The sequence below is a fragment of the Bacteroidota bacterium genome, assembly GCA_039714315.1.
Lineage (GTDB): Bacteria > Bacteroidota > Bacteroidia > Flavobacteriales > JADGDT01 > JADGDT01.
This window is the reverse complement of sequence record JBDLJM010000099.1, coordinates 1-11,852: the sequence shown is the minus strand read 5'-3', so window position 1 is coordinate 11,852 and position 11,852 is coordinate 1. Positions and strand designations below refer to the sequence as shown.

Sequence of the window (11,852 nt, the reverse complement as noted above, 5' to 3'; positions counted from 1 at the left end):
CTATAGTGGGTGTTCATGATTGCTTCCGTCGGCTAAGCCGAGGCACTGCACAATTGCGTTACGTTGCGGTTATTTTTTTGTCATCAACTCACCTGCCCGTCCGGTCAGGCGGGTTGGAGTTTTTGAGAAAAAAACTAAGGCCTCGATATGACGTGTAAATTTGCTTATATGGTCACAATCTCAATAGAAATGAGGTCCTAAACAAACTGTTTAGATATTTTTTCAGCTTTTCTACTTTCACTGTAATCATAAAATCCTTCTCCTGATTTTACTCCCAGTTTCCCTGCAGTTACCATGTTTACCAGTAGGGGACATGGTGCATATTTTGGATTTTTGAATCCATCGTACATTACATTCAAAATAGATAAACAAACATCCAATCCGATAAAGTCGGCCAACTGTAATGGTCCCATTGGATGCGCCATTCCGAGTTTCATTACCGTATCTATTTCTTCAACACCGGCAACTCCTTCGTAAAGCGAATAAATTGCCTCATTTATCATTGGCATTAAAATACGGTTTGCGATAAATCCGGGGTAATCGTTTACCTCTGTTGGTACTTTTCCAAGCTTTTTGCTCATCTCCATAACAACATTTGTAGTTTCATCGGAAGTAGAATATCCTCTGATTATTTCTACAAGCTTCATAATCGGAACCGGATTCATAAAATGCATACCAATTACTTTATCAGGTTTGCCCGTAACTGCCGCAATTTTTGTAATAGATATCGAAGATGTATTTGTTGCAAGAATTGTGCTGTCGGATGTGAGTTCGTCGAGTTGTTTGAAAATTTTTAACTTTAAATCTATATTTTCGGTAGCAGCTTCTACAACCAGGTCTGCATTCTTTATTCCTTCTTCAATACCCGTGAATTTTGAAATATTTGCAAGTGTTTTTTCCTTATCTTCTTCTGTGATTTTTTCCTTGGCTACCATCCTGTCCAGATTCTTTGAGATGGTTTTTAAACCCCTTTCCAGACTTTTTTCCGAAATGTCGATAAGAGCAACATGGTATCCTTTTTGTGCAAATGTATGTGCGATACCATTTCCCATGGTTCCTGCACCTATTACTGCGATATTGTTCATATTATATTTGATTAGTTTATGTTGGTGTATCAAATATAATTAATTTATGATATGTGTGATTTAAGATTTAAAATTATTGTTTAATAAATAATTAGTACAATATTCAAATGAACAAAGCTTCACCCGGCAATATTTCTTATAATTTATATTTGCATAAAGTTTGCTTTGACAGAAAGCTCGTCGTTTGCAGGCGAATAAAGTTTGTTTTGACGAATTATTCGTTGCATAAATTTAAACAAGCACAAACTAACTGATTGAAATATCGGGGTAGTAAATCATAAATTAATAAACTCCAATAACTCCTTCATTTTCAATTCCCGTGAAAGTTTATTAAACTGTGCTTTTGCATAGACAGGGTTTCTGCGTTTTAACTCCATAGAGATAAAATCAGGAACGATATCCGGATCAATTCCGCTCAATAGAGGTATCTCATTTTTTAGTTTTGACACTCTCATCATAATACACCCGAGCCCGGCTCTCAGAAAAACAGTTTTTCCTGCATTATTCAGAATATCCATATTATCGGCTCTTCCCGGGAGAAGTTCACTGGTAGCAATTACTGTATTCTCCAGCTTTAAGACATCTTCTAATACTTCTTGTTCTAATTTGATGTAAAGTTCCTTGTTTTTTAACAAGTCGCCATACGTAGTACCTGCTTTATCAGCAATTAAATCCCTGGTGTCAACAAAATCATAATTCAACTCTTTTGCCAATTTTTCTCCCCATATTTTCTTCCTCGTCTCTATATATCCTACAAAAAATACTAGCATATTATTACTACATTAAATCATTAATTCATTGATACATTAATTACGGCCTCTGCACTCTTATTAGCCTCAATATCATCCTTGTCCATTCGTTGCTTTCTGTATTCTCCGTTTAAATATTTTTCGGTTTGATTAGAATAATAATCGCTAAAAGGATTTCCCGATTGACCCGTAGGAATAATGCTTTCAGAGTTTTTTATATCAGAAAAGTCGAGAGTTATTCTTTCTGACGGTCCGGATGTTACATTGTAAACTCCTGTGCTATTTAGAGGGAAACCTAATTTATTCAGTGCATCTTTACCTGAAGCAACAGGGAATGGCCCAATATTAAAGATTTTATCCAATGGCTTCATTTTACCTATTGGGTGTTTGAATGTTACCTGATGAACTTCTCCCCATTTCCATTGTGAAATATCATTACCTAACTGGGCGTTCAGATCTTGATAGGATTTGATAAATGCCGATGTAATTATTTCACTTGCACTTTGAATATTATCGGTTTGGATATTGTTCCACCAAGGTGAATTTTCGTTTTCAAGAATCATTGGAAAGCTTCTTTCCCAAATAATTGTGCTCAGGAACGTTTTAAATTTTTCTTCTCCTAATTCATCAATAAATATCATTTCTAATGAATTGTACATCCATTTATAATATATTGTTGGTGCAATTTCAGTTGTTGTATGAGTACCTTTCCATTCTTTTATGTTGTCAAGCATTTCAAGTTGTTTCTCATTTAGAGCATCTTCATTTAGGTAAAAAAACATTTTATCAAAGTTGCTTTTATATGTAGGAGAGTTACCGTTCAATTGTATATTCTGTGCATCTTCTATAGTCCATGAATTTTTCTGAGATTCTAAAGCGTCAATAATTCCTTTAGCTCTTGTATTTCCATGGTAATAATATCCAGGGTAGTGTACTTCATCAACCTTCGCAGGAGCATTGTTTGCTGAATATACATAACCGCTTTCAGGATTTACAGCCTGGGGATTTTTTGAGAAATCGTACCAGCCTGTAATATCGTTTTTTGAATCAGTTCCGTCAATTATCTCTTTTGAATCGATATAATCGGGTCTTATCGGTAACTTGGCTGAAGCCCACCATGCTATGTTTCCGGTACTGTCGCCATACATAATATTTAATCCGGGAGCGTGAAGCATGGATGCAGCTTTTTTCACACCATCTATATCATCTGCTCTTGAAAAATTGTAGGCAGCTTCAATAATTTCATTTTTAGAATATTTATTGTATGTCCACCACATAGCCACAGGCTCCGAATCTTTTACAGATGCAAGAACATCATTTATTATAGCACCGTGTTTAGTCTCTTTTATTTCAAGTTCAATACTTTCGGAGTCTTTAATATTTATTTTCTCTTTCCTTACCGATAAATCATACCAGATACTATCCTGAAGGTATTTGCCATCATTTATTTTCTCCTGATACAGGTCAATATCATCATTTTCAAACATTGTCAATCCCCATGAATGTTCCAGAGTGTGTCCGATGAGTGGAAATGGGAATCCGGCCAAATGATTACCGTAATATTCTAACTCAGGAGTTATTATATGAGCTTCATACCAAACTGAAGGTGACGCGAAAGCTATATGAGCATCATTGGCAAATATTACCTTTCCGCTTTTAGTTTTCTTTGGTGCTATTACCCAGGCATTAGACCCTATGAACTGGGGCACAGGTAATTTTTCGTCTAAACTTGCAACAGTCTTTGCAATATCAGTAAAGTCGGAGTTTGTTACCGGAATAGTAGTGTTGTTTTTTATTGTATGTATAGATAAGTCATCTAAATACTCCGGATTGAAGTTTTGCTTTAAGTAACTTACGAAAGGATCTGTTTTTAAAGCTAATGCAAAACTATAGGCCATATAACCGGTAGTTCTGTATATGTCTTCAATTTCAAAATATTCAGGTTTAAGCTGAAGTAGTTTATATTCTATAGGCAGATTGTCTTCTTCAATAAACTTATTTATTCCACTAAGGTAAGCCTGAGTTGATGTTTTAATATTTTCAGGTGCGTTAATCAAAAATTCTTTTGCAGATATTCTTGCAGTTTTATCTATACCTATTGTTCTCAAAAACTTATCGTTTTCTATCATGTCTTTTCCAAAAAGTTCAGATAATTGTCCTGCACCAACATGACGTATCAAATCCATTTGCCAAAGTCTTTCTGAAGCATGGACGTATCCAAGGGCAAACATGGCATCTTTTTCCGTCTCAGCATAAATATGTGGAACGGCATTATCATCAAAGATTATTTTAACTTTCGAGTCAACTTTATCTGAACTGATTTCGAAGTTATAATTTGTAGAGGTACTTTTTAGGTAGAATGAAAAACCAATAAGTGCAATTAATAAGACTACAATTATACTTATGGTAATTTTTAATGTTTTTTTCATTTGTTTCTAAATTAATAATTAGGTCTGATGATAAAATTCAGTTCGGTCAAAAATACATATATTTTTTTAGATCAAACATTTAGATGTTTTAATAAATAGTCTACATATGTAAAAAAAACAACCCCCGACTTTTGCCGGAGGTTCTGCTATTCTTAAAAGATGTAAACTTATTTTTTAAACAAATTCTTCTCCTTTTTCCAGTCTGACATCCTGAACAAACTGTTTTATTTTTTGTTCATCTTCTTTTTTACAGATCAAAAGAGTATTGTTTTTATCAACAACAATATAATCATCCAGTCCTTGTATTACAACAAGTTTTTCAGGGTTTACGTTAACTAAATTTTTTGAAGAATCATAAAACAATGTATTTTTAGATACGCTTGCGTTCCTGTTCTCATCCTGATCTATATGAGTATAAAGAGACCCCCATGTACCAAGGTCAGACCATCCGAAATCAACAGGTAAAACGAAAACGTTATCTGCTTTCTCCATTATTCCATAATCAATTGAATCTTTAGGACAAGAAGGATATATTTTATGAATATACTTTCTTTCATCGCTGGTGTTATAGAATTCATGACCACCCTTAAACATATCATAAACTTCGTGGAGGTGTATATTAAATGCTTTTATGATAGCTTCTGCAGTCCATATGAATATACCTGAGTTCCAAAGAAAATCTCCGCTACTAATAAATTCCTTAGCTATTTCGAGGTTTGGTTTTTCAGTAAAAGTTTTAACCTTTTTTATATCCTTATTTTCTGCTGTTTTATTTGAAAAGTACTGTATGTAACCATATCCGGTATCAGGACGGGAAGGTTGAATACCCAGGGTAATTAATGTCTGTTCTTTTTCGGCAGTTTCAAAAGCAGTTTCTATATTTTTGATAAACTCAAGCTCATTGGTAATTAAATGATCTGAAGGAGCAACAACCAATTTGGCTTTAGGGTTATTTTTATAGATTTTAAAAGCTGCATAGGCAATACAGGGAGCCGTGTTTCTCATTACAGGCTCCAATAAAACCTGAGTTTCAGAAATACCTTTGAGCTGGTCTAAAACCTGATCTTCATAAATCTCATTAGTTACTATATATATATTCTCTTTTGGTATTATATTGTTAAGTCTGTCGAATGTAAGTTGAAGCAGCGATTTTCCCACTCCCAATATATCGTGAAATTGCTTTGGATATTTTGTTGTACTCATTGGCCAAAATCTTGATCCGATTCCACCGGCCATAATTATAGCATATTTATCTTGATGCATAATATTGTTTATTTTATCTGTTTAATGTAAAGAATAGAAAATTATAATTCAATAACTTCTGCATTTGGATTAAACGCAAAAATAGAATTTGTTCCGTATTCTTTACACCATATTTTAGTCCTTTTCATTTCTCCTTTAACAAAAATTCTGCCATTCTCAAGTTTAAATTTGTATCCCTGATCAATTTCAAATAGAGGTTTTAAAAAATCTGACTTTTTATCGTAGCTTTTTAGTTCTCTTGCAAGAAAAATATCTGAATCAGTACTGGCCTTTGGACTTAAAGAATAGCTTTTAACAGCTGCAGCCAAACTGCCTTTAAATATATTGTTGTCTATTAATTTCTGCAGAATTTTACTGAATATTGTTTTCCACTGATTACCATGTGGATCAGCTTTACTGCCATAATTTTCCCAAACCAGAAGATGAGCATATTCATGAAAAAATGTAATAGTAAATGCATATTTATTTAAACTGCCATTCACACTTATTCTGTGTCCGCTTCCATTTCGGGGACTTCTGTAATCACCTGCTTTTGATTTTCTGTTTGGCGAAATAGTAAAGTGAATTTTATTTTCCTTAATAATAGATTCTACAAGAGGAGCAACTTCTGGAGGAAAGTATTTTAGTAGAGTTTCTTGCATTTAAGCTTTTTGTTAAAAGAGGCTGCAATGTAACCAAGTATGATATAATAATCAAAGATTTACTAAAACATTTACTTGTTTATGTTATAGTATCGCTTCAAATTCTAATAAAGTACATATATTTGGTGTTTAGAATAAAAACTATTTTCGACTAAACCTTGATAATATTACTTAATGACAAAATATTTAAAAAATATAGGAGGATATACTTTACTTATGATACAGGTTTTTAGTAAGCCTGAGAAAATTAAAGTATACAGAAGACTTTATTTTAGTGAGATAGAAGATTTAGGTGTCAGTTCTTTAGGAATAGTAGCATTTATATCATTTTTTGTTGGTGCTGTAGTATCGTTGCAGATGGCTTACAATATGGGAGATAATCCTTTTATCCCCCTTTATTATATTGCCCTTGCAACCAGAGAATCAATTATTCTTGAGTTTTCCCCAACAATGATATCAATTGTTCTTGCCGGTAAAGTAGGCTCATATGTAGCATCAAGTATAGGGACTATGAGAGTTACAGAACAGATAGATGCTCTGGATGTTATGGGAGTAAATTCTATCAGTTATTTGGTTGCTCCTAAAATTGCTGCAGCAGTTACTTTTTTCCCAATACTTATTGTTTTGAGTATGTTTTTAGGTATTGCCGGCGGTTGGTTTGCCAGTGTGGCATCCGGAGTATGTACATCGAATGATTATGTTGTTGGATTACAGATATACTTTAAGCCTTTTTATGTTACATATGCATTGATAAAGACGGTGTTTTTTGCTTTTGTAATTGTTACAGTTCCGTCGTATTATGGATTTAAAGTAAAGGGTGGAGCATTAGAAGTTGGTAGGGCGTCTACAAAAGCGGTAGTGTGGACAAGTATCTCAATTATTTTACTTAATTATATTCTAACTCAATTATTACTTGTTTAATTATGGTAAAGGTAAGCGATATATATAAATCATTTGATGAAAATCAGGTTCTAAAGGGAATAGACGCAGAGTTTCACAGGGGTAAAACCAATTTAATTATCGGACAAAGTGGTTCCGGAAAGACTGTATTTCTTAAGTGTTTAGTAGGATTACATACACCTGATTCAGGTAGGATTTCGTTTAATGAACAAGTTTATAGCGAGCTTACATTAAAAGAACAGCGGAAGATTAGAATGGAAATAGGAATGGTTTTTCAGGGTAGTGCTCTTTTTGATTCAATGTCGATAGAGGAGAACATTATGTTTCCACTTCGGATGTTTACAAAACAATCTGATGAAGAAATGCGTGAAAGAGTGAACGTTGTGCTTGATCGGGTAAACCTTGAGAATGTTAATTCTAAATTTCCTTCGGAACTATCGGGTGGAATGCAGAAACGTGTAGCGATTGCCCGGGCAATTTCTATGCAGCCTAAGTATTTGTTTTGTGATGAACCTAATTCAGGTTTAGACCCTAAAACAGCTATTGTAATTGATAATTTGATAAAAGAAATTACTGAAGAATACAATATTACTACGATTATCAATAGTCATGATATGAATTCTGTAATGGAAATTGGAGAGAATATTATTTTAATAAAAGAAGGTTTAAAAAAATGGGAGGGGAATAAAGAAGATATATTCCGTACTGATAATCCCGCAATTTTAGACTTTGTATTTTCTTCAGAGCTGTTTAGAAAAGTTAGAGAAGCTTATAATGCCAAGTGATTCTCATAATTTCTATAATGACAGAAATACTTTCTTTAAGCACAAAAAAATAATATGTACAGTATCGAATTATTGGTTCGCGATTACGAATTGGATTTGCAGGGAATTGTAAATAATTCAAATTATCAGAGATATTTAGAACATGCCCGTCATGAGTATCTCATTTCTAAAGGTGTTGATTTTGCCGAACTACACAATGAAGGGCAGGATTTAGTGGTAACCAGAGTAGAGATGGATTTTAAATCTCCGCTAAAAAGCAGAGACAGGTTTAAAGTTACTATCGAAACAGAAAAGCAAGGGAATCTAAGAATTGTATTCAATCAGCAAATATTAAGAATTCCTGATAATAAACTGATTGTAAATGCAAAAGTAACGGGAGTTAGTCTTAAAAATGGCAGACCACATCGTCCTGATGAAATACTAAGTTTATTGATCGAAGATTAATTATAGCAAACAATATAAGTTGTATGTATAGTACTCCTGAGCAACGCCGAGATTTAATTAAACTTCTCGAAACAAGAATGCCTTATGGCAAATATAAAGGCAGATTGCTTATTGATTTGCCGGAGCCATATTTGGCATGGTACAACGGTAAAGGTTTTCCAAAAGGAAAAATGGGAGAGATGCTTCAGGCAATGTATGAGATTAAGTTAAATGGTTTGGAGGTAATGTTGCGTAAAATTATTAATTCCCGTCCAAAATATTGATGTGATGCTTGAAAGAGTATTAATTTTAATCTAAGATCTAATAGTTAATAGCCCTTGGAACATTGAAGTGTATTCCGTATTTTTTTTCAACAAACATAAAGTAATAATATAGTTTATAATTCACATCCAGACCATAGTTTATTGATGGATTATAATCTATATACATATCGAATACATTTTGATATTTCTGTGAGTGGTAAGATGCCGTCTGAACTTTCTGATTCCAGTCTGTTACATAGTATTTATTCCAGTTTTCATAGTATTGTTGAGAGTAGAAATTCTTGGGCTTCTGATTTAACAGGAATGTATCATAGCCTATATCAGTAATAATAATATCGTACTCAGTTTCATTGTCAGAATCAGGCTCAACAGGTTTTAATTCCAAAGTACTGTAATGTACTTCGGTATTTTCAACCTTTTTTTTGCTGCTATTACAAGAGCTTAATATAAAAAAAGCAAATATCATTATACCAAAATATATAATAGCCTTTCTGTTATCATATTTTCTTATTTTCATAATAGCTTATGTTGTAAATATATAACGTTATTTATAAAAGCTTATTATTCTTCTTATTAATAAAATATGCTTTAAATCATTAAAAAATATTAATGATATGTAGTATATGTCAATATGATTTTTACATTTGCCTTTCTAATTACCAAAACTAAATAATGTTGCTGATTTAAACTATCTGCCAGCATAAACCAAAATAATAATAAATATGAACCTACACGAGTACCAAGGTAAAGGTATATTGAACAGTTTCGGAGTTCGAGTTCAAAGGGGTATTGTTGCAAGCACCCCGGATGAGGCTGTAGAAGCTGCCCAAAAATTAACAGAAGAAACAGGTACCGAATGGTATGTTGTTAAAGCTCAGGTCCACGCCGGTGGACGCGGTAAAGGAGGAGGTGTTAAGCTTGCTAAATCTATCGAAGAAGTAAGAGAGCTATCTGAAAAAATTATAGGAATGCACCTAATCACTCCGCAAACAAAAGCAGAAGGGAAACTGGTGAATCAGGTTGCTATTTTCGAAGATGTATATTATCCCGGAGAGAGCGAGAATGAAGAGTATTATATGTCTGTTCTTTTAAATAGAGCAACCGGACGTAATATGATTATGTATTCTACCGAAGGAGGAATGGATATTGAAACTGTTGCAGAAAATACACCTCACCTTATTTTTACTGAGGAAATTGATCCTAAAATAGGACTTCAGGGTTTTCAGGCACGTAAAATTGCTTTTAATTTAGGACTTAGCGGAACGGCTTTTAAGGACATGACAAAATTTGTTACTGCTCTTTACAAAGCTTATGAAGGTTCTGATTCTTCTCTTTTTGAAATTAATCCCGTACTGAAAACATCTGACAATAAAGTTTTAGCAGTTGATGCTAAGGTTTCAATTGATGCAAATTCAATGTACCGTCACAAGGATATTGAAGAAATGAGAGATTTTAAAGAGGAAGATCCAACAGAAGTAGAAGCTGATAAAGCGGGACTTAACTATGTAAAACTGGATGGGAATGTTGGTTGTATGGTTAACGGGGCCGGTTTGGCAATGGCTACCATGGATTTGATTAAGCAATCCGGTGGTGACCCTGCAAACTTCCTGGATGTAGGAGGTACTGCCGATGCTGAACGTGTAGAAAAAGGATTCCGTATAATTTTAAGTGATCCAAATGTAAAAGCTATTCTTGTAAATATTTTTGGAGGAATTGTACGTGGTGACCGTGTAGCACAAGGTGTTGTTGATGCTTCAAAAAGTATGGGTGATGCTCTAAATGTTCCGGTTATAGTACGACTTCAGGGTACAAATGCAGTAGAAGGAAAGAAAATTATTGATGATAGCGGACTTAAAGTGCACTCAGCAATTTTATTCGAAGATGCAGCAAAATTAGTGAACGAAGTGTTGAACTAGATTCTGTTAAAATAAGATAAAAAGGTCGTCGGAGTTTTTCTTTGACGACCTTTTTTTGATTTAAGGAGATAATGAGTTTAATAAATACAGTGTTATATATAAAAAAATATTGATTTAAAATTGTAACACCTCTATTGCCCAAGCATCTTTCAACCTGTTATAAATCATACTAATTTTTATGTCATCAAAGTATATTGTATTAATATGATTTCTAAATTTGTTCTACTTTTTCAGAAGTATATTTTAGCATATCATTCTGAATAATAGATGTAAAATTAAACATAACTGATATATACAAATCATGAACCTTCACGAATATCAAGGAAAGTCAATTTTAGCAGGATATGGTGTTGCTACTCCTATGGGGATAGTTGCCAAAACTCCTGAAGAGGCTGTTGAAGCAGCAAAGAAAATAGCTGATTCTACGGGATCTGATAAATGGGCAGTAAAAGCACAAATTCACGCAGGTGGTCGTGGTAAAGGCGGTGGAGTGAAAATTGCCAAATCATTGGAGGAAGTTAAAGATTTTGCTGAACAGATTTTGGGAATGATGCTAGTTACTCCTCAAACTTCAAAAGAGGGGAAATTAGTACGTCAGGTACTGGTAGAGCAAAATATTTATTATCCCGGACCTGAGCCTGTAGAAGAATATTATATGTCTGTTCTTTTAAACAGAGCAACAGGTCGTAATATGATAATGTATTCCACAGAAGGAGGGATGGATATCGAAACTGTGGCAGAAGAGACTCCGCATTTAATTTTTACTGAGGAAATAGATCCTAAAGTTGGAATCCAGGGATTTCAGGCTCGTAAAGTAGCTTTTAATTTAGGGTTGAGTGGTGTAGCATTTAAGCAATGTGTGAAATTCGTAGTTGCTTTATATAAGGCATACGATGCTTCAGATTCCAGTATGTTTGAGATAAACCCCGTAATTAAAGCCGCTGATGGAGCTATTTATGCAGCAGATTCAAAGGTTACAATCGATAATAATTCAATGTACCGTCATAAGGATATTGAAGAAATGAGAGATTTCAACGAGGAGGATCCAACAGAAGTAGAAGCTGATAAAGCAGGACTTAACTATGTAAAACTGGATGGAAACGTTGGATGTATGGTAAACGGAGCCGGTTTGGCAATGGCTACTATGGATTTGATTAAGCAATCCGGTGGTGACCCTGCAAACTTCCTGGATGTAGGAGGTACTGCCGATGCTGAACGTGTAGAAAAAGGATTCCGTATAATTTTAAGTGATCCAAATGTAAAAGCTATTCTGGTAAATATCTTTGGTGGGATTGTACGTGGTGACCGTGTAGCACAAGGTGTTGTTGATGCTTCGAAAAGTATGGGTGATGCTCTTAATGTTCCGGTAATTGTACG

12 protein-coding genes are annotated in these 11,852 nt (G+C 34.0%); 6 read left to right on the top strand and 6 right to left on the bottom strand.

Translation table 11 applies throughout. The features are described 5' to 3' along the window. Positions 1-197: 197 nt before the first annotated feature. The 5 genes from ABFR62_10055 to ABFR62_10035 form a co-directional block, all read right to left on the bottom strand. On the bottom strand, positions 198-1,085 hold the full coding sequence (locus tag ABFR62_10055) for a 3-hydroxybutyryl-CoA dehydrogenase (GenBank protein ID MEN8138762.1): 888 nt from the start codon (positions 1,083-1,085) through the stop codon (positions 198-200). Positions 1,086-1,360: 275 nt separating this feature from the next. After that, positions 1,361-1,855 carry a shikimate kinase gene (locus ABFR62_10050; protein MEN8138761.1) on the bottom strand — a complete coding sequence of 165 codons (495 nt, stop codon included), beginning with the start codon at positions 1,853-1,855 and terminating at the stop codon, positions 1,361-1,363. A 20-nt stretch (positions 1,856-1,875) separates the two neighbouring features. Next, complete coding sequence (locus ABFR62_10045) at positions 1,876-4,263, bottom strand: penicillin acylase family protein (protein MEN8138760.1); 2,388 nt, start codon at positions 4,261-4,263, stop codon at positions 1,876-1,878. Positions 4,264-4,437: 174 nt separating this feature from the next. Continuing rightward, positions 4,438-5,526, bottom strand: coding sequence for a mannose-1-phosphate guanylyltransferase (locus tag ABFR62_10040; GenBank protein ID MEN8138759.1), 1,089 nt, complete (start codon positions 5,524-5,526; stop codon positions 4,438-4,440). A gap of 41 nt (positions 5,527-5,567) precedes the next feature. After that, entirely contained in the window at positions 5,568-6,167 is a 600-nt protein-coding gene (locus ABFR62_10035; GenBank protein MEN8138758.1) for a SprT-like domain-containing protein, read from the bottom strand. Between the two features lie 174 nt (positions 6,168-6,341). On the opposite strand from ABFR62_10035, the gene ABFR62_10030 reads away from it, so the two are divergent. Genes ABFR62_10030 through ABFR62_10015 form a run of 4 tightly spaced genes read left to right on the top strand, consistent with a single transcriptional unit; the run spans position 6,342 to position 8,559 of the window. After that, complete coding sequence (locus tag ABFR62_10030) at positions 6,342-7,088, top strand: ABC transporter permease (protein ID MEN8138757.1); 747 nt, start codon at positions 6,342-6,344, stop codon at positions 7,086-7,088. A 2-nt stretch (positions 7,089-7,090) separates the two neighbouring features. After that, positions 7,091-7,852 (top strand): ATP-binding cassette domain-containing protein, encoded by a 762-nt coding sequence (locus ABFR62_10025; protein MEN8138756.1) that lies wholly within the window; start codon positions 7,091-7,093, stop codon positions 7,850-7,852. A gap of 54 nt (positions 7,853-7,906) precedes the next feature. Further along, positions 7,907-8,296, top strand: a complete 390-nt coding sequence (locus ABFR62_10020) for an acyl-CoA thioesterase (protein MEN8138755.1) — start codon at positions 7,907-7,909, stop codon at positions 8,294-8,296. Positions 8,297-8,319: 23 nt separating this feature from the next. Beyond that, positions 8,320-8,559 (top strand): DUF3820 family protein, encoded by a 240-nt coding sequence (locus ABFR62_10015; protein ID MEN8138754.1) that lies wholly within the window; start codon positions 8,320-8,322, stop codon positions 8,557-8,559. A gap of 37 nt (positions 8,560-8,596) precedes the next feature. On the opposite strand, the gene ABFR62_10010 is transcribed toward ABFR62_10015, so the two are convergent. Beyond that, entirely contained in the window at positions 8,597-9,076 is a 480-nt protein-coding gene (locus ABFR62_10010) for a DUF6146 family protein (GenBank protein ID MEN8138753.1), read from the bottom strand. A gap of 205 nt (positions 9,077-9,281) precedes the next feature. On the opposite strand from ABFR62_10010, the gene sucC (ABFR62_10005) reads away from it, so the two are divergent. Continuing rightward, a complete protein-coding gene (gene sucC / locus ABFR62_10005; GenBank protein MEN8138752.1) occupies positions 9,282-10,475 on the top strand; it encodes an ADP-forming succinate--CoA ligase subunit beta in 1,194 nt (397 codons plus the stop codon). A gap of 301 nt (positions 10,476-10,776) precedes the next feature. Next, positions 10,777-11,852: ADP-forming succinate--CoA ligase subunit beta (gene sucC, locus ABFR62_10000; protein MEN8138751.1), on the top strand; the 1,076-nt coding region annotated here is incomplete at its 3' end.

Bases quoted from the DNA above. Each gene is read 5' to 3' on its own strand.
- ABFR62_10035 (MEN8138758.1), bottom strand. From the start codon at position 6,167: ATGCAAGAAACTCTACTAAAATACTTTCCTCCAGAAGTTGCTCCTCTT.
- ABFR62_10010 (MEN8138753.1), bottom strand. From the start codon at position 9,076: ATGAAAATAAGAAAATATGATAACAGAAAGGCTATTATATATTTTGGT.
- ABFR62_10040 (MEN8138759.1), bottom strand. From the start codon at position 5,526: ATGCATCAAGATAAATATGCTATAATTATGGCCGGTGGAATCGGATCA.
- sucC (MEN8138752.1), top strand. From the start codon at position 9,282: ATGAACCTACACGAGTACCAAGGTAAAGGTATATTGAACAGTTTCGGA.
- ABFR62_10020 (MEN8138755.1), top strand. From the start codon at position 7,907: ATGTACAGTATCGAATTATTGGTTCGCGATTACGAATTGGATTTGCAG.
- ABFR62_10055 (MEN8138762.1), bottom strand. From the start codon at position 1,085: ATGAACAATATCGCAGTAATAGGTGCAGGAACCATGGGAAATGGTATC.
- ABFR62_10025 (MEN8138756.1), top strand. From the start codon at position 7,091: ATGGTAAAGGTAAGCGATATATATAAATCATTTGATGAAAATCAGGTT.
- ABFR62_10045 (MEN8138760.1), bottom strand. From the start codon at position 4,263: ATGAAAAAAACATTAAAAATTACCATAAGTATAATTGTAGTCTTATTA.
- ABFR62_10030 (MEN8138757.1), top strand. From the start codon at position 6,342: ATGACAAAATATTTAAAAAATATAGGAGGATATACTTTACTTATGATA.
- ABFR62_10050 (MEN8138761.1), bottom strand. From the start codon at position 1,855: ATGCTAGTATTTTTTGTAGGATATATAGAGACGAGGAAGAAAATATGG.
- ABFR62_10015 (MEN8138754.1), top strand. From the start codon at position 8,320: ATGTATAGTACTCCTGAGCAACGCCGAGATTTAATTAAACTTCTCGAA.